This window comes from Erwinia aphidicola (assembly GCF_014773485.1).
Classification (GTDB): Bacteria; Pseudomonadota; Gammaproteobacteria; order Enterobacterales; family Enterobacteriaceae; genus Erwinia; species Erwinia aphidicola.
Genome location: NZ_JACXBP010000006.1, coordinates 260,679 through 281,936 on the forward strand (window position 1 = coordinate 260,679; position 21,258 = coordinate 281,936).

Below are 21,258 nucleotides of genomic sequence, written 5' to 3' on the forward strand. Positions count from 1 at the left end.
ACAACGAATTATCGCCAGTGATGTTGTGCGCCAGAGCCCGGCGGCAACCGGTCATTAAGTGAGAAAACAATGTCGAATAAACCTTTCTACTACCAAAATCCCTTCCCTCTTGCCAAAGAGGATACCGAATACTATCTGCTGACTGACCAGCACGTCTCCGTGGCGGAGTTTGACGGCCAGCAGATCCTGAAAGTGGAACCGCAGGCGCTGACGCTGCTGGCGCAGCAGGCGTTCCACGACGCCTCCTTTATGCTGCGCCCGGCGCACCAACGCCAGGTGGCGGCAATTCTGGCCGACCCGGAAGCCAGCGAGAATGACCGATACGTGGCGCTGCAGTTCCTGCGTAACTCCGAGATTGCGGCCAAAGGCATTCTGCCGACCTGCCAGGACACCGGCACCGCGATCATCACCGGTAAAAAAGGCCAGCGCGTCTGGACCGGCGGCGGCGATGAAGCGGCACTGTCGCAGGGCGTGTACAACACCTACATTGAAGATAACCTGCGCTATTCACAGAATGCCGCGCTGGATATGTACAAAGAGGTGAACACCGGCACCAACCTGCCTGCGCAGATCGACCTGTACAGCGTTGACGGTGACGAATATAAGTTCCTGTGCATCGCCAAAGGCGGCGGCTCGGCGAACAAAACGTATCTCTACCAGGAGACCAAGGCGCTGCTCTCCCCGGGTAAGCTGAAAGATTACCTGACCGACAAGATGCGCACCCTCGGCACGGCAGCCTGCCCGCCTTACCATATCGCCTTTGTGATTGGCGGCACGTCGGCAGAAAGCACGCTGAAAACCGTTAAGCTGGCTTCGACCCACTATTACGACGGCCTGCCCACCGAAGGTAACGAACACGGTCAGGCGTTCCGCGACGTGGCGCTGGAGCAGGAGCTGCTGCGTGCCGCGCAGGATCTCGGCCTGGGCGCGCAGTTTGGCGGTAAATACTTTGCCCACGATATCCGCGTAATCCGTCTGCCGCGCCACGGCGCATCCTGCCCGGTGGGCATGGGGGTTTCCTGCTCGGCTGACCGTAACGTGAAGGCGAAGATCAATCGCGACGGTATCTGGATTGAGAAACTGGAACATAATCCAGGCCAGTATATTCCTGCCGAGCTGCGCCAGCAGGGTGAAGGCGAAGTGGTCCACGTTGACCTCAACCGCCCGATGAAGGAGATCCTCGCCCAGCTGTCGCAGTACCCGGTTTCGACCCGTCTGTCGCTGAGCGGCACCATCATCGTGGCGCGTGATATTGCCCACGCCAAGCTGCAGGAGCGTATTGCCAGCGGTGAAGGCCTGCCGCAGTACGTGAAAGATCACCCGATCTACTACGCAGGACCGGCCAAAACCCCGGAAGGCTACGCATCAGGCTCCCTCGGCCCGACCACGGCGGGTCGCATGGACTCCTACGTCGATCAGCTGCAGGCCAACGGCGGCAGCATGATCATGCTGGCGAAAGGTAACCGCAGCCAGCAGGTGACCGATGCCTGCCATAAGCACGGCGGCTTCTACCTCGGCAGTATCGGCGGCCCGGCTGCCGTACTGGCGCAGCAGAGCATTAAGAGCCTGGAGTGCGTGGAGTACCCGGAACTGGGTATGGAAGCGATCTGGAAAATCGAAGTTGAAAACTTCCCGGCCTTTATTCTGGTCGATGATAAGGGCAACGATTTCTTCCAGAAGATCCATGACACCCAGTGTGCAAAATGCGTAAAGTGAAAGTCTGAATAGTTGTTTTACGCCTTCCCTCCGGGCGGCCCCTCTCTCATGGGCCGCCCTTTTTATTACATCCAGCCCGCCAAATTATGATTTTTTATGCAAAATTATCAATTATTCAGTCATTATGCGTTGTCGCGCTACGCCAAATCTTTCATAATCGCACCACATCCTAATTTTTAAGGCGAAGGTCGTAATGAGTCAGAGATATCGCGTGTTTATTGACGGTCAGGCGGGCACCACCGGATTGCAGATCCAGCAGCGTCTGGTGAACCATCCGCAGATTGACATGCTCAACATTGATGAGGCGCAGCGTAAAGATGCCCGCGCCCGCCAGGCACTGATGAAACAGGCCGATGTCACCATCCTTTGCCTGCCCGATGCCGCCGCGCGTGAAGCGGTAGCGCTGGCAGATGAAGTCGGCGCACGCGTACTGGATGCCAGCTCCGCGCACCGCGTGGCAGACGGTTGGGTTTACGGCCTGGCGGAACTGGCTGCCGATCAGCGTGAGAAAATTCGTGCTGCCAGCCACGTCTCAAATCCTGGCTGCTATGCCACCGGCGCTATCGCCCTGCTGGCCCCGCTGACCCAGGCCGGTTTGCTGCTGGCCGATCGACCGCTGGCGATCAATGCGGTTTCCGGCTACAGCGGCGGCGGCAAGCAGATGATTGAAAAGTACCAGCAGGCGGGAACCGGCTACGCGGCTTACGGGCTGGGCTTTGATCATAAGCATCTGAAAGAGATTCAAGCATGGAGCGGGCTGAGCAGCCGCCCGATCTTCCAGCCTGCGGTGGGTGATTATGCCCAGGGGATGCTGGTGTTTATCCCGCTGAACGACGTTGACGGTGAACCGCTGCAGCAGGCGCTGGCGCAGTTCTATGCCGCTCAGCCATTTATCAAGGTGCATGAGCTGAACCAGCTGGATGCCGACAGTGCGCCGTATCTGCTGCCGGAAGCGCTGAACAATACCAATAATATGGAGCTGTTCGTTTTCAGCCATGCAGAGCAGCGCCAGAGCATTCTGGTGGCCCGCCTCGATAACCTCGGCAAAGGAGCCTCCGGTGCCGCGGTGCAGAACCTCAATATTATGCTGGGCCTGAACGAAGAGACCTGCGTGAACCTGTAATGGGTGGTGCTTTTTTGTTCAGTCACAACGAATACCGTATACCTGTAGGGGTTGACCTTCTTTTTCGGTCAACCCGTTTCTGACCCCGCCGCCGCTGGCCGACCAGAAAAGCGGTCGGCCACGACGAAAACCTGTCAACGCGTGACGTTTTGCGTAATGCCTCTGAAAACAACCGCACAACGCTTTACCCCAACGACCTGCCGTGTCTACTGTGCCGTTTGAGGAGGATTAATCATGCTAAAACGGAAATCGATGCGTCTGCCCCACTATCCCTATCACCACCCCGGCGCCTATTTCGTCACTCTGGTGACCCACTGCAGGCAGCATCTCTTCGGTGAAATGCAGAATGAGAACTTGCTGGCGAATCACCTGGCTGACGCCGTTAACCGCCACTGGCAGGCATTGGCGCTGCGCTTTCCCGGCATTCAGCTGGATGAATTCATCATCATGCCCAACCACCTGCATGGCATTATCTGGCTGACTCAGTGTCAATCCTGTTCGCTGAGCACCCTGATGGCGCTTTTTAAAGGCAGCGTCAGTAAAGAAGCCAACCGCCTGCATACCATCTGGCAACGGGGGTTTTATGACCGGGTTATTCGTAATCAAGATGAGTTAGATAACATCCGCACCTATATCAGAAATAATCCCCGGCAGTGGCATCTTGACCGTCTCAACCACGACGAATACCGCCTACCCCGTAGGGGTTGACCCGCTTTTCCGGTCAACCCGTTTCTAGCCCAGCCGCCGCTGGCCGACCAGAAAAGCGGTCGGCCACTACACGTACCGCAGACCCGTAGGGGTTGACCCTCTTTTCGGTCAACCCGTTTCTGACCCAGCCGCCGCTGGCCGACCAGAAAAGCGGTCGGCCACTACGCGTACCGCATTCCCGTAGGGGTTGACCCTCTTTTTCGGTCAACCCGTTTCTGAAACTGCCACCGCTGGCCGACCAGAAAGCGGTCGGCCACTGCCGTTATAACGGTTTATGCGCGGTCTCTTTGGCTAACCATACTGATACTCCGGTTATCAGCAGCGCTGCGCAGACGTACAGCGACACCGCCAGCGTGCTGCCCATCTCTTTATACAGCGAAGTGATGATCAGCGGCGCAAAGCCTCCGCCGACAATGCCCGCCAGCGTATAGGCCAGCGATGAACCGGCATAGCGAACCCGCGTCGGGAACTGCTCGGTGACAAATGCCGCCTGTGGGCCATACATCATGGCGTGGATCAGCAGGCCGCCAATCACCGCGAGGCAAATTAACAGCGGTTGGCTGCTGTCGAGCAGCGTAAAGAAGACAAAGGCCCAGACCATCGCCAGCAGCGCACCCATCAGATACACCGGGCGGCGGCCAAGGCGATCGGAAAGCGCGCCAAACAGCGGTACGGTCACTGCATTGCCCAGTGCACCGAGCATGGTCGCCATCAGCGCCAGCGGACGCGGCAGGTTAAGCACCGTAGTGACATAGGTCAGCGTGAACACCACCACCAGCGCATACAGCACGTCAGAGCCAATGCGCGAGCCACCGGCGATCAGCAGCGCGCGCGGATGCTGGGTAAATACCTCTTTCAGCGGAGTCTGGGTAGTGTTATGCGCTTTCTCCAGCTGTAAAAACGCCGGAGTTTCACCCACGCTGCGGCGCACCCACAGGCCAAACAGCACCAGCAGCAGGCTCAGCAGGAACGGAATACGCCAGCCCCACTCCTGAAATGCCTCGGCGGGCAGCAGCAGGGTCACCAGAGTGATAAAGCCAGTGCCAATCAGCGTGCCGCAAGAGGGACCAACCTGTGCAAACGAAGCGTTGCGCCCGCGCTGGTGCGGCTGACCGTGCTCCATCGACAGCAGCACCGCCCCGGCCCACTCACCGCCGAGCGCAATGCCCTGAATAAAGCGCAGCGCCACCAGCAGCACCGGGCTCCAGATCCCCCAGCTGGCATAGCCGGGCAGCAGCCCCATCATCGCCGTGGTGACGCCCATAATCACCAGCGTGGTGACCAGCACAAAGCGCCGGCCAAGCACGTCACCCAGATGCCCGAAGACCATGCCGCCAATCGGGCGCGAAACGTAGCCTACCGCATAGGTTGAAAACGCCAGAATGGTACCGACCAGCGGGTCGAACGACGGGAAGAACACATGGTTGAATATCAGCGCCGCCATAATGTTGTAGACCGTGAAGTCATACCACTCCAGCGCGGTGCCGACTGAACTGGCCGCCGCGAGACGGGCGGTGTGCGGGGTGTTCTTGCCAGCGGCCTGTTCACGCTGATGCAGGGTTACTTCAGTTTCCGAAATGGTCATGGTCAGTCTCCGGGTTCAGTCAGATACGGCCGCTTATGCCACCACCGGCAGAGCGTGCGTGTGGTACTGGTGAGCTATCGTGCGCCCACCCACTTCGTCAACCAGCTCCATGCGGAACTCCGCCGCTGGGCGAATACCGCCAATGGCCGCCAGCGTCCCGCAGGTCATCGCCATGCCGTCGCGGAATGCCGTGCCGTAGCGGTCCATCAGATCCTGCGGCGTGCGCATGGCGGCCAGCGTGCCCTGCTGGTAAAGCTGCCACTCCCCCTGCTCTTTGATCCAGGAGCGCAGGATCAGGGAATCCCAGCGGGCAATCACGCTGTCGAGCGGCCAGGCCGTGTGCGCCACCGGTTTGATACACAGCTGTTTTGACATCGCCACGCTGACCGCTTCGAACTCACGGTCAGTATGGTCAGAGGCCAGCGACAGCCACAGCTTGCCCTGATGGGCAAAGATCAGCGGTTCGGCCTCCCCTGACGTCGCCTCGCCCACCACTTCCAGCTGGGCATGCTGGCTAAGCTGATTCGCCGTGACGCGGTAAAACAGCGGCACTGCACCAGGACGGGGCACACCCAGCGCCTCGAGCTCATGGATATGGTGCAGTACAGCGGCTTCATCCCTGCCGGTCCACCCTGCTATAATTAGATGATTTACAACAACATTAATTTCATTTTCTGTTTCTGATGCGCGATTAAAGGTGAGATTCATGGTTCGCTGACTCCAGTTGAAATTACTGTGAAATTTCACTCTACTTTAAACAAAGCGATTTTCGTGCCATGTTTTTGTGTAGAATGCAAAGCAGGTCAACATTTGTTGGAGAAAAGCGTGTCGGCTGAAGAACTCTATCCCCTGAATTCCCCCCCCAAAGCCCGCGTCCTGTCGCTGAATGAGCTGGCCTATCTGCGTTTCAAGCAGGCGCTCATCACCCTGCGCTATCGCCCCGGCGAATACCTCAATACCGCGCAGGTCATGGCCGATCTGGAGATGGGGCGCACCCCGGTGAACCAGGCGGTGCACCGTCTGGCAGCAGAGGGGCTGCTACAGGTCATCCCGCGTAAGGGAGTGATGGTGGCTCCGCTGTCGATTGACGATGCGCAGGAGCTGATCGAAGTGCGTCTGGCGAATGAAGGTTTATGCGTGCGCCTTGCCGCTCAGCATATAACGGAAGCCGCGCTCAGCACGCTGCGTGACCTGAATCAGCAGATCGCCGCCGCCTGCGACAAGCGTGACCGCGCCGGAATGATGATGCTCGATCAGCAGTTTCACCAGACGCTGGCCGCGATTGCCGCGAATGGCCGGCTGGCGGATATCCTCAGCGTAATCCACGCGCAGGCGCAGCGCTTTTGGGCCACCACCCTGTCGCGGGAGAGCCATATGTACGAAGTGGTGGCGGAGCACGAGGCGATTATCAGTGCATTAGCCGCCCGCGACAGTGAAGCGGCTATCGCTGCAACGCGCGCGCATATTCTCTCTTTTCAGCGCGCGCTGCTCGGCCAGTAGACGTTTATCCGCCGCCTCACCCGGGCGGCGCCAGCCAAAAATCCCTTCTGACTCACATTTTGCCGCATCAATTCCTGAATATTTGCCAATTCTCGTCTAAAGTTTTTCGTATGCTCAATAACTTACAGATCGCCTAGGATCTGGACATGGAGAATTGCTGATGAGAAGAGCCGAAAAACGTCAACGGAATATGCCTCTGTTCACCCCACTACTGCTGGCTGGCTCCCTTGCCGTCAGCTTCTCGCTTCAGGCAGAAGATAATCAGCGAATGTTAAACAGCACGCCACAGCCGCCGGATGTGCGCCTTGGGCCGCTGTTCCACGCGGTGCAGGCCGCCAAGCTCTACCCCGACCAGAAAACCTTCGCCGATGCGGTGCCAAAAAACGATCCCACATCGATCCTCAGCGACTGGCAGATGCAGAAAAGCCAGCGCAACTTCGACCTCAAGCGCTTTGTCGCCACCAACTTTACCCTGCCGGCGGAAGGAGATAAGTACGTGCCGCCAGCCGGCCAGAGCCTGCGTGAGCATATCAACGGCCTGTGGCCCGTGCTGACGCGCTCCACCACCCAGGCAAGCCAGTGGGACTCCCTGCTGCCGCTGCCGAAGCCTTACGTGGTGCCGGGCGGGCGCTTCCGCGAAGTTTATTACTGGGACAGCTACTTCACCATGCTGGGGCTGGCTGAGAGCGGCCACTGGGATCGCGTGCAGGACATGGTCGATAACTTCGCTACCGAGCTGGACAAATATGGTCACATCCCGAACGGTAACCGCAGCTACTACCTCAGCCGCTCGCAGCCGCCGTTCTTTAGCATGATGGTCGACCTGCTGGCGAAACACGACGGCGACGCGGTTTACAGCAAATACCTGCCGCAGCTGCAAAAAGAGTACAACTACTGGATGGCGGACGCCGACAGCGACGCGCTGAAAGCGGGCCACGCCAGCAAGCGCGTGGTGAAGCTGAAAGATGGCACCCTGCTCAATCGCTACTGGGATGCACGCGACGTGCCGCGTACAGAATCTTATATGGATGATATCGCCACCGCGCAGAAGGCCAGCGGCCGCGACAAGCCGGAGCTGTACCGCGATCTGCGCGCCGGAGCCGCTTCCGGCTGGGACTTCAGCTCGCGCTGGTTTGACAAACCCGGCGATCTGTCGACCATCCACACCACGCAGATTGTGCCGGTGGATCTGAACGCCCTGATGTTCCACCTTGAGCAGACGCTGGCAAAAGCCAGTAAAGTCGCCAAACAGGATGATGCCAGCCAGCGCTTCGCCGCGTTGGCGCAAAAGCGTCAGCAGGCAATCAACCAGTATCTGTGGGATGACAAACAGGGCTGGTACGCCGACTACAACTGGAAGAAAAACAGCGTGCGCCCGCAGCTAACCGCTGCCGCGCTGTTCCCGCTCTATCTGCAGGCGGCCACCGATGAGCACGCCAGCCGTACCGCCGCGGCAGTGAAGGCTCAACTGCTGAAAGAGGGCGGGCTGGTGACCACCACCGTTAATAATGGCCAGCAGTGGGACGCGCCGAACGGCTGGGCGCCGCTGCAGTGGGCGGCCGTCGAAGGGCTGAATCACTACGGCCAGCAGGATCTGGCAAAAGAGATCGGCATGCGCTTCCTGCAAAACGTGCAGACCACCTACGACAAGGAACATAAGCTGGTGGAGAAATACGTGGTGGAAGGGAAAGGGCTGGGCGGCGGCGGCGGCGGTGAATACCCGCTGCAGGACGGCTTCGGCTGGACCAACGGCGTCACGCTTAAGCTGATGGATCTCTACTGCCCGCAAGGGGTGACCTGTAATAACGTTGGCGATATTACCGCAGCGAAACCCGCCAACTAATCTGACGCGCTTTTAACCAGGGCGATCGACCGATCGCCCTGACATAATCCTCACCCGATCTCTTCCCCTTCATACTGATATTGCCCCTTGACCTACAAAATTTAGGGTTGAAATTTCCTTACTAAAAACTAACAATTCTCATTGTCATTCTCATATCGTTTTGTGTTTAGCCGAGAGTGGCGCTTTTCGCTGGCCCCATTACTCTTCCCGGGGCGCCGCCTGTACCTCACAAGGGACTATTAAAACAATGACTTACAACCTGAAGCGTTCCGTCTTGTTGTGCGCTATCGCCATGACCGCTCCCGGTATTACTCTGGCCGCCAATGAAACTATGGTGGTCACTGCCGCTCCGCCGCAAACCGCCGATAGCCCGACGCAGGGCTACACCGCGACCACCTCTACCGGGGCGACCAAAACCGATGAACCCTTGATCACCACCGGGCAGTCAATCTCGGTGGTGACGCGCCAGCAGTTTGTTGATCAGGGGGCTAACACGGTCAGCCAGGCGCTGAACTATACCCCGGGCGTATTTTCCAACTTCGGCGGTGGCGCCACGCGTTTTGATACCATCGCCCTGCGCGGCTTCCACGGCGGGGACGTCGATAACCTGTTCCTTGACGGCATGCGTCTGATGAGCGACGGCGGCAGCCATAACATTATGCAGATCGACCCATGGTTCATTGAGCGGCTGGATATCATTAAAGGCCCGTCATCCTCCCTCTACGGCCAGACGGTGCCGGGCGGGCTGGTGAATATCACCATGAAGCGCCCGCAGTTTGCCCCCGAGGGCCACTTTCGCCTGACGGGTGGATCGCAGAACACCAGGGGTGCGGCATTTGACTACACCAATGCGATTAACGACCAGTGGGCATTTCGCCTGACGGGGATGACGCAGACCAGCGATACCCAGTACGACAACTCGCGCGAAGAGCGTTACGCTATCGCCCCTGCTCTGCTGTGGCAGCCGAGCGAAGATACCTCGCTGCTGCTGCGCGCCTATCTGCAAAAAGATCCGGCCGGCGGCTACCACGGCTCCACGCCGCTCTCCGGCACGCTGACCCAGCACAATGGCCAGTGGCTGAAGGATGGTTTCAACGAAGGTGAAAGCTCCGTCCAGCAGTACAAGCGCCGCGAGCAGATCTACAGCTACGAATTCTCACACCGCTTTAATGAAATCTGGTCGGTGCGCTCCAACGCCAGCTATACCCACAGCAGCGTAGCGCTGGATCAGGTGTATCAGACCGGCTGGATCGGCAACAGTAACCAACTGGCGCGCGGCTACAGCGGCTCCCGCGGCTCGCTTGACGGCTGGTCGACCGATAACCAGCTGGAAGCGGATTTCGCTACCGGCGAGCTGCAGCACAAAGTGGTGGTGGGTGCGGAGTATCATCGCTTTACCAATGACGTCTGGACTGGCGCCGGGACTGCCAGCCCGCTCGATCCGTTCACCGGTGCCACCGCATCGCACGGCGTGGCGGTTACTTATCAGGATAACACCACGCGCCATTACTATCAGAGCGGGCTGTACCTGCAGGATGAGATGCAGTGGGATAAGTGGCACGCCAATGTCTCCGGCCGCTACGACCGCATTGTTTCGCAGCAGGACAACCACAGCACCGACATCAGCAAACGCCGCCAGGACGATCACATCAGCGGGCGCGCTTCCCTGCTGTATGCCTTTGACAGCGGGATCTCCCCTTACGTCAGTTACGCGCAGGCCATCACGCCTGCCAGCCTGAATGACAAGGACGGCAATGCGCTGAAGCCGTCGACTTCTGAGCAGTATGAAGCCGGGGTGAAATTCCAGCCGCCGGGCACCAACGACATGTATACCGCCGCGCTGTATGACCTGACGCAGAAAGATGTCGCCACGCGTGATGCCAATGACATTGCCAGCGCCAGCTATGTGCCGGCCGGTAAAGTGCATTCGCAGGGGATTGAGCTGGAAGCGCGGAATCAGCTGACGCCGCGCCTCAGCACCATCGCCGGATACACTCTGAACCGCCTGCGCTATAAAGAGTCGCTGGACGGCAATTCCGGCCACACTCCGCTGCTGACGCCAAACCAGATGGCTTCCGCCTGGGCGCATTACCAGTTTGATTACGGCATCAGTGCCGGGGCCGGGGTGCGTTACATCGGTAAGCAGTGGGCCAACGACGAGAACACCGCGCGCGTGCCGTCGGTGACGCTGGTCGATGCTTCGGTGCGTGCCGATCTTGGCGGCTGGAACAGCCAGTTGAAGGGCGCGTATGTGCAGGTAAACGCCAACAACCTGTTTAACCGCGATTACATCGCCGCCTGCTACAGCACCACCAACTGTTACCTCGGTGCCGAGCGCAGCGTGATCGCCACCGTCGGTTACGATTTCTAAACCGCAGGCAGCAAAAAGGGAGGCATCAGCCTCCCTTTTTTTAATTCATGCTGCCGGTCAACTGCGGACTTTGCGGTAGATCCACAGCACGACAATCGCACCGATCACCGCGACAACAAAGCTGCCGAAGTTGAAGCCGTCAACTTTGCCGAAGCCGAAGAAGGTGCTGATCCAGCCACCTACTACTGCACCCACCACACCCAGTACGATGGTAATAATGAAACCACCACCATCTTTACCCGGCATGATCCACTTGGCGATAATACCGGCAATCAGACCAAAAATGATCCATGAAAGAATACCCATTGATAACTCCTTAATATCTTGTGATTTAACCGTCACTGTTTAACACGCCCTTAGTATAGGCGAAGATTATAAGTCTGTGATTTAAATCCAGAGTTTCAGAGAAACTTTTGTAAAAAATCCGTAAAGCCCAACGCAGGCTTGCCGATAACCGTATCAGAGTGGCTAACCGCATGATTTGCACCTGGACTGGAGCTGGATGTGAAAGAGGACGATAAAGAGCAGTATCTTAAACGCGGGACGCTGGCGGTCCTCGCCGTATTGCGCGATCTGCTGGAACATCAGACGCCGGTGATGGTTTCACATCCGCGCGGTCAGTTCATCACCCGCCTGCTGTCCGCAGATAAAGAGAGCCTGGTGCTCGATTACGGCAGCAACGACTACGACAACCAGCTGGCTAAAGAAGCCCAGGAGCTGCACGTCACCGCCGAAATGCGCGGCGCCAAAGTTGAATTTGCCCTGCCCGCGCTCAGCCTGAGCGAGCATGAAGGCCTGCCCGCGTTTAGCGCCGCCCTGCCAGAACTGTTATGGATGATCCAGCGCCGTGAGTTTTTCCGCGTGAATGCCCCGCTTAGCCCGGTTTTCTACTGCTATATCCCCTGGCCGGATGGCTCCGGTGAGGGTCGCCTGCGCTTGCAGGATCTGTCGCTGGGTGGCATAGGCGTGCTGGCCGAAGATGCGCTGCCTGATGGGCTGGAATCCGGCGTCAGTATCAAAAAGCTGCGCGTGGAGATGGGTGAGTATGGGCGTTTTGAGGTGGATGCTCAGCTGATGACGATAGGTAAGCGCAGCGTGGTCGGCAGTAAAAGCGAAACCATCGTCACGCCGCGCCTCAGCTTACGCTTTCTGTCGCTCGATGCCGCGCAGGAGCGCGTGCTGCAGCAGGTGATCTTCTCGCTGGAGCGGCTGGCGCGCGATAAGGCCAACCGCTTCCAGTAAGCGTCAGATGGTGCGGTAAGCGGTGGTGACTTTCCACAGATAGCGCGGAGCCTGTGCCGCCGGATGTTTTTCCTGCACGTGCTGATAAAACTCTTCCGGGCTCATGGCGTTGATCATCGCAATCGCGCGGTCACGATCGCGTGAGAAGGTGCGCAGCAGCGCACCGGCGCCGTTCGCGTATGAGACAATAGTGGCGTAACGCAGGGTTTTCGGATCGCGGATACCCGCCAGCTGCTGCTCCTGCAAAATACGCAGGTAGGCGGCACCGATATCAATATTCTTTACCGGGTCGCGCAGTTCCGATTTGCTCGGCTGACCGCGCAACCCCGCAGCGCGATACACTTCCCGCCCTGCCGTTGAAGCTTTAATCTGCATCAATCCAATGGCATTCGACTTACTGACTACCGTTGGATTGCCGCCCGATTCAACCGTGATGATCGCTTCAATCAGCTTCTGGTCGATGCCGTTACGCTGCGCCGCCTGCTCGGTCATCATTGACCATGCACTCGCCACTTTTGAAGGCGGTGCCTGCGTCAGCGGGGTATCCGGCTGATGAGCCACTTTTCTCTCGGGTTCGCTGGAGCACCCTGCCAGCATTAAGGCCGCGACTATCGCTACCGTTTTCACGCTTTTCTGCACGCTTTTTCTCACGCTTATTTTATCCTGTGCGCCTTTGGTCTGGCGTTATCATACGGGTTACCGCAGGTCTGAGAATTGCCGTAACTCCTAATTTGTGCGCGCTACCAGTGACTTCGCCGCTGCGATTCGTCATCATCTGGGCCATACGGAGAAATTGGACCGCTGCCGGAGGAAATAAATCCACGACGGCGCATAAAAAACCAGCAAAGTGACGATTATGGCGATAACCCCACGCAACATTCATCTGATTGCCCCTTCCGGCTTCTGCCATAATCCGGCAGCCGCCGAGCGCGGCGTTGCCCGCCTGCGGGCCGAGGGCCATCGCGTAGACAACGGTGACGTGATTACCCGGCGCGAGCAGCGTTTTGCCGGCAGCGATAGCCAGCGACTCGCTGATATCAACGATTTGGCGCGGCTGGAAACGGTGCCGGACATCGTGCTGGCGGTGCGTGGCGGCTACGGAGCCAGCCGCCTGCTGCCCGACATCCACTATTCAGCGCTGGCCGAGCGCCTGAACAATGCCCCGCTGGCGCTGTGCGGGCACAGTGACTTCACGGCGATTCAGCTGGCGCTGCTGGTGAAAAGTGGCGTTGTCAGCTTTAGCGCGCCGATGCTGGCCGGGAATTTCGGCGCTGAGACTTTATCTGAATTCACCCTCGACCACTTCTGGCGCGCCCTGACTTCGCCTAAATTAACACTGGAATGGCAGACAGCCTCTCCCGCCGTTACTGCATCAGGCACGGTTTGGGGCGGCAATCTGGCCATGATCGCCTCGCTGATTGGCACCCCCTGGCTGCCAGAGTTCGACGGCGGCATTTTGGTGATCGAAGACGTGAACGAACACCCTTTCCGCATTGAACGCATGCTGTTGCAACTGCACTACAGCGGGATCCTTGCCCGCCAGAGTGCCATTGTCACCGGCAGCTTTAGCGGAACCACTTTGACCGACTACGACAACGGCTATGATTTTGCCAGCGTCTGGAACCTGATCCGCGACCTGACCGGTGTTCCGGTGGTCAGCGGTCTGGCCTTTGGCCACAGTGCCGACACCGTCACGCTGCCCCTGGGATCGCACGGGCAGCTGAACGTCAGCGGTACCACCGGCTCACTGACGCTGACAGGTTACCCGACGCTGCGCTGATCGTTAGGAGCGCAGACATGAAGCAGCTGTATGAAGATCTCTGGATATCCACGCCTGAGTTTCCTGCAGGCGAAGAGGAACCAGAATTGATGATGCACGGCTTTTTGTTGCAGCATCTGCGCGGTAATTTGCTGATTTCACGGGTCGAGAACCCGGAAGATCACCAGGTCATTGCCGATCGGGGCGGGATTATCCGCCACTACTTAACCCACTGGCACGAGGCTGGCCCGGGCGTGCGGCTGTTACAGCAGCGTTTTAACTCGGCCCTCTACTGCCACTCGCGGGCGCTGGGCCAGGTGAGCCGATTTGCGGAAGCCGATGCCACCTTTAATGCTGCGGAAGTTCACTGCGGCAGCTTCCACGTCGTGCCCACCCCGGGACACACGCCGGGCAGCACCAGCTATCTGTATGCCTCACCGCACGGTAAAACCTATCTGTTTGTCGGTGACACTGTCACATTGTCTCGCGATCGCTGGGTAACGGTGCTGGTCGAGGAGAGTAATGAAGCAGACCTGCGCCAGACGCTTGAATTCTACCGCGCGCTGCGTCCGGATGTGGTGCTGATGGGCACCACCGCCGGGCATCTGGCGTGGCAGGAGGTGGACGTGCGCCAGTGGCTGTCGCTGCTTGATGAGGCGGAGAATAATCCGCTGGATCTGCGCCATCACGAGCACCTTCTGCCCGGCCATCACTGATTAGGCTGGCGGCTTATGTACAGCCATAATAAACATCATTGGCCGCTCGCGCTCTTCTGCCAGCGCCGGCTGTAGAGCGACCTGCTCTGCGGTTGGCCCCCACTCATCCAGCGCGCTGATAACAAACCCTGCGGCAATCAGCAAATTAATCCAGCTCGCCAGCGTGCGATGCTGTTTGATCACGCCATCAGCAAACCAGTTAGTGACGCGCTGGCCTTCCTGCTGATAGCCGCTGACCGGCCAGGATTTCTGCTGGTTGTCATCAATATGCCAGCCCTGCCGGGCTGGCGCGGTATAGATAGGGTGCTCGGCCGTGAAGATAAACTGGCCGCCGGGCTTCAGTGCCGCAAACACCACCGCCAGCATCGCCGGTAGTGCTTCGACATAGTGCAGCGCCAGCGCGCTGAAGGCGACATCAAAGGTCTGTGCGGGCAGCTGCAGGGTTTCGAGATCCGCTCGCTGCCAGGCAATTGCCGGGTTATCGCCCAGGCTGATGGCTTTCTCCAGCATCTTTTCGGAGACATCCAGCGCCAGCACGGAGTGCGCGCCCTGCTGGCAGGCATAGCGGCTAAACCAGCCATAGCCGCACCCGAGATCAACCACCTCTTTTCCGGCAAGCTCCGGTAGCAACGCCTGCACGCTCGGCCACTCCGGTGCGCCATCCAGCCCCTTAACCGAACGATCTAATGTGGCATAGCCGGCAAAAAAAGCCGGATCGTCATAAATATTTTGCGCCATGGTCTTTTCCTTTTATCAGCCTGGGCAATTTTAATGCTGATATGCGCCTGATGAAAACCCCTGCAGAAGGGTGCAGATAAATAGTCATTGAACCTTGTCGTGGTTACCTGTATTTTTATACAGCAAAAAATAACAAGGAGCAGAGATGTTTGTTGAACTGATTTATGACAAGCGCAACGTTGCGGGTCTGCCGAATGCCGAACAGCTGATCCTGGCCGAGCTGGAAAAGCGCGTGCAGCGTGTGTTTCCCGATGCGCTGGTCAAGGTAAAACCGATGCAGGCCAACGGCGTGAAAAGTGACGCCAGTAAAAGCGATAAGTCCACGCTGTTACGCATTATTGAAGAGATGTTTGAGGAAGCCGATCAGTGGATGGTGTCTGAAGAATTTTGATGATGTAACTGCGAGGTCAGCCAAAAAAATTGATTTTAATTAAGATTGAAGGTGCTTTTCATTTGCATTAATTGAGAATCATCCTATCATGCTAATTAATAGATTTCCCTGGTGTTGGCCCGCATTAAAGCTCTTCGCGGGCTTTTTTTTGCCTGAAAGATAAGGCAGCTTAACCAGTTAGTCACTTTTCCCGCATCCCATGCCGGTAGCGCGCCGCGCCGCAGGAAGCTTTAGCGCCTGTTGCGTTCGGCCAGCTCTTCACTCAATAAATCACACACTTTTGCCGCAAAAGCCGAGCTGTCACGCAGCATCTGAATGGCCTCCTCAAGAGTCTGTGGCGGCATCTGCCCCACAATACGCCAGCCAAGCGCGATGTTTTTGGCATCGATAAGCCGTTCGGAACCCTTTTCACTTGCCGCACTTTCAGACACGTTTCTCTCCTGCTGTAAATTTTGGACCTATTTTACGGAGCCAGGCGGCACTATCACAACCCCACATCCTGATGGAAATCGGCTAACGGTTAATTTTTACACTACATTTGCTTAAAATTTGCATTTTCCGCGCTTATTTCGGACTAATGCCAGATAAAAGACAGACAATTCTTAACGGTAAACCCCCTTTTATCCCCTATGCGCGTGCGCATTCTCAGCCCTATACCCTGATTCAGTCCCTTCCCCTCGACAAATAAAAAAATCGCCCGATTAAGGGCGATTTCGGCTTAAGGCGGCAAACTAACTGAAATAGGGCATCTTGCGGTCAATACCATTAATGTTGAGCGTGACATAGCCGGCCGGCACCGTGCTGCCCGGGGCTGCGGCCACCGCGGTGGCCAGCGTCACCACGCCATTTTCGTTCGCGCCAAGACCTGCCAGCCCGTTATGCATGCTGAGGCGTGCGTTGGGGGTAACGGTGCCAATCTGCGTCTCATCCGTGACTTCGTTCAGGTCCGGGGTATACAAGGAACACTCCCCCGACTCAAAGCGCGTTGGTCCGGTAGAGCGCAGATTAAACATGGTGTCACCGCTGCCTGCCTTCAGCTTCACCCAGACCTCGACAATATTTTCATAGCTGCGCCTGTATTTGACATCCAGCACCGCAGGCTGCCCGCGGTGGTACATATCGCCCCACACGGCGGTGGCGCAGCGCTGAAAATTGAGCCAGGTGGCGCCGGAGGCCACCGTCTGCGTCGGGCTGCCCGCCACTCCGGAGGGATTAGCAGTGGACATCTTGCCGATAAGCTCAATCGTCCACTGCTGATTCACCCTGGGGAAGACAAACTTGCCCACCTTGAACCATTTATCGCTGTCAGCCGTGTTGGTCAGCTTGTAGCCGCTGTACCAGCCTGCCTTCATCGACCCGGTCATGGTGGTGCCGAAATTCTCATCCCGGCGCCAGCCGCCTTCGTATCCTGACAGCCAGCGCCCGCTGGCGTTGTCCAGGCTGACTTTCGCCCCCGCCTGTAAATTAAGCTGGCGGAACAGCGCGCGGCTGTTGTTCATACTCAGCGGGTTATCGCAGTCCTCCACGCTGAGGGCGTCAACAATCCACTGCCCGTTGGTCAGGTCACCCGGGAAGCGCGTATGTTCAATCCACACGTTGCGAATAATCCCCTGGGTCATACGCGGCATCATCAGCGTGGCGTCAGCGAAGCCATACTGGAAATTGGCATTGGTCAGCTCGACGGCCGTAGCATGATCCCACACGCCGTTAGGGGAGTTAGACCAGCCCACCTCAAATACCCGCGCGTAGGTGTACTGGGAGTAAATCTGGTCAAAGCGGGTATCGAGCGTGTCGAGCAGTTTGATCGCCGTGCCGCCGTTGTACTGCACGTGGAAGCAGCGGATATTCACAAACTCCCCTTCGATAGTGATGTTTTCGAAAAACGGCTGCACGTTGGAGAGCATATCCGGGGTAATCGCGCCCGTTGTTGCGCTGGTGTCCGCCGTTGCCTGCCCGTTCCAGCTGATGCCGCGGATCACCGTGCGGCGCGCGTTCACTTTGAACACGGTGCTGGGCGATTTATCAGAGACAATCACCGTGCGCGGCGTAGCGCCATAAGGACTGTCATCACCGTACAGGGCAAAGCACGGAATTTCGCTGGCGGTAAGGTCAATCGGGTTGATCAGGAACTTGCCGGCGGGAAAACGTACGCCAAGATTTTTGGCATTGCTATCGTAGCTTTGTGACCAGCTGAACATGCGTTTGAAGGCATCACTGTCGTCGGTAATCCCGTCACCGCGCGCGCCAAAGTGATAGAGATTGACCTGTTCAGTGTCATTGATGATGCGCTTCCAGAAAAAGCCGCTGCCTTTGGCTACGGTGCCGCCGTCATCACTCAGGGGGGTGGTGCCGGAGAAGCCGACAAAGTCGCCGCCGCCGTGGAAGGTGGAGTCTTTATCGTAGTAACGTTTGAGCATGGCGATATCACCGGCCTTAGCAGGTGCAGTGGTACGCAAATCGGCAAAGCAGTTAACTTCAATCATAAATACCTCCGGGATGAGACAGGTGAAACCTGTCGGGGATGCCCTGACGGGCGATGTGAAGGGTTTTTCAATGGAATCAGGCTTTAACGGTCGCCAGGCCGCAGTACCGCAAATATCGTGGCGACATTGCCTTTGGCACGATAGACCGCCGCGCAGAAGATCAGATTGATCACCACCGCCGCCCAGTGCGTATGCACGTAAACATCAAAAAGAAAGCGGAACGGTACCGAGGCATAGGCGAGGATGATCAGGTATGCCAGCCAGGAAGCCCACCACTGGTGTTTAGCTCCGGGCTTATAGAAAAACATCAGCCTCAGCACGATAGCCGAGCACACCACCACATTGGTGATAACGATTGGATCACTTGTTGCCATGATGACCTCCTCTCCAGCGTGTCAGCCAGGTTGCCGGATCCTGCTGGCTGAAAAACGTCAGCGTTTTAATCGCCAGTGCGGAGAGCAGCACCGCGCCCAGGCCGTCCAGCGGTTTATCGCTATAGCCGAGGATCTGCGCCAGCTTCGCCCCAACCAGACCTGCGCCGTACACGCCCACAATCCAGGAAACCACAAAGTAGGCAGCGCGGCGGATAACCTGAATATCTGCCGCTGTGGCAACGTAAAACACCGCACCGGCAAAGGCGCCAAAGAGTACCCCATAGTCGGTGGTGCCTGGCATGCCGAACAGGCCAGCGCCCGTCGTCACCGCAGCGCCCAGACTGACTGCTAATATTGATGCTGCCATATTGCCTCCGTTGCTCTGCCCTCAGAATTCAGAGATAAAAAAAGCCCCAACGTAATGTCGGGGCTGCTTAGCGTTCACCGTGCTGGCGGGGAAGCGCGTTTTTATAAAGTTAACCTGCTTTTTGCGTACGCGTGAGCCGGAAAGAGAAATTTTCAGCAATTTTTAGTACCGCAGATTTATTGTCGCGCTCGAGGCACCTGCAGTGAGCGCCGCGCCAGTTCGCCTGAGCGTTCATTGCGCCCTGGCTGAAAACAGCTCATATTGCAGCTGGAGTGACAGTAAAGTGTCCAATCGCGAGGTCATATGAATTGTAACAATATCCACCTGCAGAGCATTGCGCCGCCTGCGGTTTTCTCCGGTATCCCACCCGTTGCGTTAAGCGATGCCACCATTCTTGAGCGCAAAAACAAACTGCTGGCGCGGATGAGTGACGCGGGCTATGACGCCCTGGTGATTTATGCGGATAAGGAGCACGGTGCAAATTTTGAATATCTCACCGGTTTTATTCCGCGCTTTGAAGAGGGGCTGCTGATCCTCAACCGCAGTGGACAAGCCAGCCTGATCCTCGGCAATGAAAACCTGAAAATGGCTAACCACTGCCGCATCCCGGCTGCGCTGCACCACTGCGCGTTTTTCTCGCTGCCGAATCAACCGATGGCGCAGGAACAGCCGCTTGAGGCCCTGTTCAGCGCGGCAGAGCTTGGCGATAAAACTAAGATTGGCGTGGTGGGCTGGAAGATGTTTACCTCCTCCACGGCGGATAACCGCAAGATCTTCGATCTGCCGTGGTTTATCGTCGAGGCGCTAAAAAACAGCCTGGCGGATAATGCCGTGCTGGAGAACGCCGCACATCTTTTTATCAGCGGCGAGAACGGCGCCAGAACCACTAATAATGCCAACGAGATCGCACATTATGAGTACGGCGCTAACCTCGCGTCCTGCTGCATCCTCGCGGCGATGAACGCGGTTGAACCGGGCCTGCGTGAGAGCGAACTGGGTGCGCTGCTGGCCGCCGAAGGCCAGTATCACACGGTGGTGACCATTGCCGCTGCCGGGCAGCGCTTCGAGAAAGCCAACCTCTATCCCAGCTATAAGCAAATCGAAGCGGGACAGCCACTCTCGATGACCACCGCCTTCAAAGGCGGGCTTTCCAGCCGCAGCGGCTTTGTTATTAGCGATGAAAGCCAACTGCCGCAACGTCAGCATGACTATTTAGACCGCGTGGTGAAACCCTACTTCGCAACGGTCGCCAGCTGGCTGGAAGCGATTCGCATCGGCATGCCCGGCGGCGAGCTGTATCACCTTGTTGAAACGGTGCTGGAGCAGAAAAAATATGGCTGGCACCTGAACCCGGGCCACCTCGGCGCTGACGAAGAGTGGATGTCATCCCCCGTGTATGCGAACTCGGCGGAAACCCTGAAAAGCGGCATGATCGTGCAGATTGATATTATCCCCTCCGTACCCGGCTACAGCGGCACCAGCTGCGAGGAGTGCATCGCGCTGGCGGACGGGGCGCTTCAGGCGCAGATCCAACGCGATTACCCCGAACTCTGGCAGCGCATCAGCACCCGGCGCCACTACATCATTAACACGCTGGGTATTGATCTCAGCGATGAGGTCATTCCGCTATCGAATACCGTGGCATACCTGCGCCCGTTCCTGCTCAATAAGCAGTTGGCGCTGGTCTGCCGTAAGCCTCACGCCAGCTGATACTGCACGGAGAGCTGCCCTTTCTTCTCTTTCACCTTGAGGATGCGGACTTCGCCGACCTGCGCAGTGGAATCCACATGGGTGCCACCGCAGGCATAGGCGGGCAGTTCACCCCAGGTTACCTTGCGCCGCCCGGCTTCTTCACTCAGCTGGCGGCGTAGCCCCTGCGCCACCAGCGCCGCGACGCCCGAGGTGAAATCCTCAGCGCTGACGTCGCTGAGCGGCTCGCGCGGCTCGAATACCACGCGCCCTTCCCCCGGCCGATGGTCGCCCTTATTGCCGTACCAGCCAAACTTCTCGCCCACCGCCGCTATCAGATGCCCGGCGGAGTGATAGCGGGTATGCAGCTGGCGCAGCGTAGCGTCGACGCGCAGATCCACCGCCCCCAGCGCTACCGGTCCATCGGTATAGTGAGCGACTTCGTCCCCTTCCTGCACCGCATGCAGCATGTTGACCGCGCCCAGCGTGCCCCGGTCCGAGGGCTGCCCGCCGCCCTTCGGATGAAACAGGGTGGACGAGAGGATCACGCGGTAGCGCCCATCCTCCTGCGCGCTGCAGCCGATGACGCTGCTGGTACATTCCAGCGCATCGCTGTGGTAGTAGAGTCTTTCAGTCATCGTATATTTCCTTAT

21 protein-coding genes are annotated in these 21,258 nt (G+C 57.9%); 11 read left to right on the top strand and 10 right to left on the bottom strand.

Features of this window, described 5'->3' with window-relative positions; translation table 11 throughout:
* The first annotated feature begins 69 nt into the window (after nucleotides 1–69).
* The 3 genes from fumA to ID864_RS16000 all read left to right on the top strand — a co-directional run bounded on the left by fumA (nucleotide 70) and on the right by ID864_RS16000 (nucleotide 3,547).
* Nucleotides 70–1,716: a class I fumarate hydratase FumA gene (gene fumA, locus ID864_RS15990; protein WP_048916283.1), complete on the top strand. Its 1,647-nt coding sequence runs from the start codon at nucleotides 70–72 to the stop codon at nucleotides 1,714–1,716.
* A 193-nt stretch (nucleotides 1,717–1,909) separates the two neighbouring features.
* Nucleotides 1,910–2,839: an N-acetyl-gamma-glutamyl-phosphate reductase gene (gene argC / locus ID864_RS15995; RefSeq protein WP_048916284.1), complete on the top strand. Its 930-nt coding sequence runs from the start codon at nucleotides 1,910–1,912 to the stop codon at nucleotides 2,837–2,839.
* Between the two features lie 234 nt (nucleotides 2,840–3,073).
* Nucleotides 3,074–3,547 (top strand): transposase, encoded by a 474-nt coding sequence (locus ID864_RS16000; protein WP_191150076.1) that lies wholly within the window; start codon nucleotides 3,074–3,076, stop codon nucleotides 3,545–3,547.
* Nucleotides 3,548–3,809: 262 nt separating this feature from the next.
* On the opposite strand, the gene ID864_RS16005 is transcribed toward ID864_RS16000, so the two are convergent.
* Together ID864_RS16005 and ID864_RS16010 are read right to left on the bottom strand one after the other, a co-directional pair.
* Nucleotides 3,810–5,132: an MFS transporter gene (locus ID864_RS16005; RefSeq protein WP_133623417.1), complete on the bottom strand. Its 1,323-nt coding sequence runs from the start codon at nucleotides 5,130–5,132 to the stop codon at nucleotides 3,810–3,812.
* Between the two features lie 33 nt (nucleotides 5,133–5,165).
* Entirely contained in the window at nucleotides 5,166–5,840 is a 675-nt protein-coding gene (locus tag ID864_RS16010; protein ID WP_191150077.1) for a DUF2848 domain-containing protein, read from the bottom strand.
* A 117-nt stretch (nucleotides 5,841–5,957) separates the two neighbouring features.
* On the opposite strand from ID864_RS16010, the gene ID864_RS16015 reads away from it, so the two are divergent.
* The 3 genes from ID864_RS16015 (at nucleotide 5,958) to ID864_RS16025 (ending at nucleotide 10,846) form a co-directional block, all read left to right on the top strand.
* Nucleotides 5,958–6,632, top strand: a complete 675-nt coding sequence (locus tag ID864_RS16015) for a GntR family transcriptional regulator (protein ID WP_048916305.1) — start codon at nucleotides 5,958–5,960, stop codon at nucleotides 6,630–6,632.
* Nucleotides 6,633–6,792: 160 nt separating this feature from the next.
* Nucleotides 6,793–8,475: an alpha,alpha-trehalase TreA gene (treA, locus tag ID864_RS16020; RefSeq protein WP_263575966.1), complete on the top strand. Its 1,683-nt coding sequence runs from the start codon at nucleotides 6,793–6,795 to the stop codon at nucleotides 8,473–8,475.
* A 247-nt stretch (nucleotides 8,476–8,722) separates the two neighbouring features.
* Nucleotides 8,723–10,846 (top strand): TonB-dependent siderophore receptor, encoded by a 2,124-nt coding sequence (locus ID864_RS16025; protein ID WP_191150078.1) that lies wholly within the window; start codon nucleotides 8,723–8,725, stop codon nucleotides 10,844–10,846.
* 57 nt (nucleotides 10,847–10,903) lie between these two features.
* On the opposite strand, the gene ID864_RS16030 is transcribed toward ID864_RS16025, so the two are convergent.
* On the bottom strand, nucleotides 10,904–11,152 hold the full coding sequence (locus ID864_RS16030) for a GlsB/YeaQ/YmgE family stress response membrane protein (protein WP_048916290.1): 249 nt from the start codon (nucleotides 11,150–11,152) through the stop codon (nucleotides 10,904–10,906).
* Nucleotides 11,153–11,350: 198 nt separating this feature from the next.
* Between ID864_RS16030 and ID864_RS16035 the strand changes: the two genes are divergently transcribed.
* Nucleotides 11,351–12,088 carry a flagellar brake protein gene (locus tag ID864_RS16035; RefSeq protein ID WP_191150079.1) on the top strand — a complete coding sequence of 246 codons (738 nt, stop codon included), beginning with the start codon at nucleotides 11,351–11,353 and terminating at the stop codon, nucleotides 12,086–12,088.
* Between the two features lie 3 nt (nucleotides 12,089–12,091).
* On the opposite strand, the gene emtA is transcribed toward ID864_RS16035, so the two are convergent.
* A complete protein-coding gene (gene emtA / locus ID864_RS16040; protein ID WP_099754161.1) occupies nucleotides 12,092–12,727 on the bottom strand; it encodes a membrane-bound lytic murein transglycosylase EmtA in 636 nt (211 codons plus the stop codon).
* A 217-nt stretch (nucleotides 12,728–12,944) separates the two neighbouring features.
* Between emtA and ldcA the strand changes: the two genes are divergently transcribed.
* The gene (gene ldcA / locus ID864_RS16045; RefSeq protein WP_191150080.1) at nucleotides 12,945–13,868 is read left to right on the top strand and encodes a muramoyltetrapeptide carboxypeptidase; all 924 of its coding nucleotides are present in this window, start codon (nucleotides 12,945–12,947) and stop codon (nucleotides 13,866–13,868) included.
* Between the two features lie 17 nt (nucleotides 13,869–13,885).
* Nucleotides 13,886–14,563 (top strand): MBL fold metallo-hydrolase, encoded by a 678-nt coding sequence (locus tag ID864_RS16050; protein ID WP_048916293.1) that lies wholly within the window; start codon nucleotides 13,886–13,888, stop codon nucleotides 14,561–14,563.
* On the opposite strand, the gene ID864_RS16055 is transcribed toward ID864_RS16050, so the two are convergent.
* Nucleotides 14,564–15,301 carry a class I SAM-dependent methyltransferase gene (locus ID864_RS16055; protein ID WP_099754152.1) on the bottom strand — a complete coding sequence of 246 codons (738 nt, stop codon included), beginning with the start codon at nucleotides 15,299–15,301 and terminating at the stop codon, nucleotides 14,564–14,566. It lies immediately after the preceding gene.
* 145 nt (nucleotides 15,302–15,446) lie between these two features.
* On the opposite strand from ID864_RS16055, the gene ID864_RS16060 reads away from it, so the two are divergent.
* Nucleotides 15,447–15,692 carry a DinI-like family protein gene (locus ID864_RS16060; protein WP_048916295.1) on the top strand — a complete coding sequence of 82 codons (246 nt, stop codon included), beginning with the start codon at nucleotides 15,447–15,449 and terminating at the stop codon, nucleotides 15,690–15,692.
* A 230-nt stretch (nucleotides 15,693–15,922) separates the two neighbouring features.
* On the opposite strand, the gene ID864_RS16065 is transcribed toward ID864_RS16060, so the two are convergent.
* From ID864_RS16065 to ID864_RS16080, 4 genes are all read right to left on the bottom strand, one after another.
* Nucleotides 15,923–16,123, bottom strand: a complete 201-nt coding sequence (locus ID864_RS16065; protein ID WP_099754151.1) for a hypothetical protein — start codon at nucleotides 16,121–16,123, stop codon at nucleotides 15,923–15,925.
* 300 nt (nucleotides 16,124–16,423) lie between these two features.
* On the bottom strand, nucleotides 16,424–18,175 hold the full coding sequence (locus ID864_RS16070; protein WP_191150081.1) for a glycosyl hydrolase family 28-related protein: 1,752 nt from the start codon (nucleotides 18,173–18,175) through the stop codon (nucleotides 16,424–16,426).
* An 83-nt stretch (nucleotides 18,176–18,258) separates the two neighbouring features.
* Complete coding sequence (locus ID864_RS16075) at nucleotides 18,259–18,549, bottom strand: phage holin family protein (protein WP_048916298.1); 291 nt, start codon at nucleotides 18,547–18,549, stop codon at nucleotides 18,259–18,261.
* Nucleotides 18,536–18,916 carry a putative holin gene (locus ID864_RS16080; protein WP_048916299.1) on the bottom strand — a complete coding sequence of 127 codons (381 nt, stop codon included), beginning with the start codon at nucleotides 18,914–18,916 and terminating at the stop codon, nucleotides 18,536–18,538. The genes ID864_RS16075 and ID864_RS16080 overlap by 14 nt, the downstream gene beginning before the upstream one ends.
* 303 nt (nucleotides 18,917–19,219) lie before the next feature.
* On the opposite strand from ID864_RS16080, the gene ID864_RS16085 reads away from it, so the two are divergent.
* A complete protein-coding gene (locus tag ID864_RS16085; protein ID WP_191150082.1) occupies nucleotides 19,220–20,626 on the top strand; it encodes a M24 family metallopeptidase in 1,407 nt (468 codons plus the stop codon).
* Here the strand turns inward: ID864_RS16085 and ID864_RS16090 are convergent.
* A complete protein-coding gene (locus tag ID864_RS16090) occupies nucleotides 20,614–21,243 on the bottom strand; it encodes an alanyl-tRNA editing protein (protein ID WP_099754148.1) in 630 nt (209 codons plus the stop codon). The genes ID864_RS16085 and ID864_RS16090 overlap by 13 nt on opposite strands.
* Nucleotides 21,244–21,258: the final 15 nt, after the last annotated feature.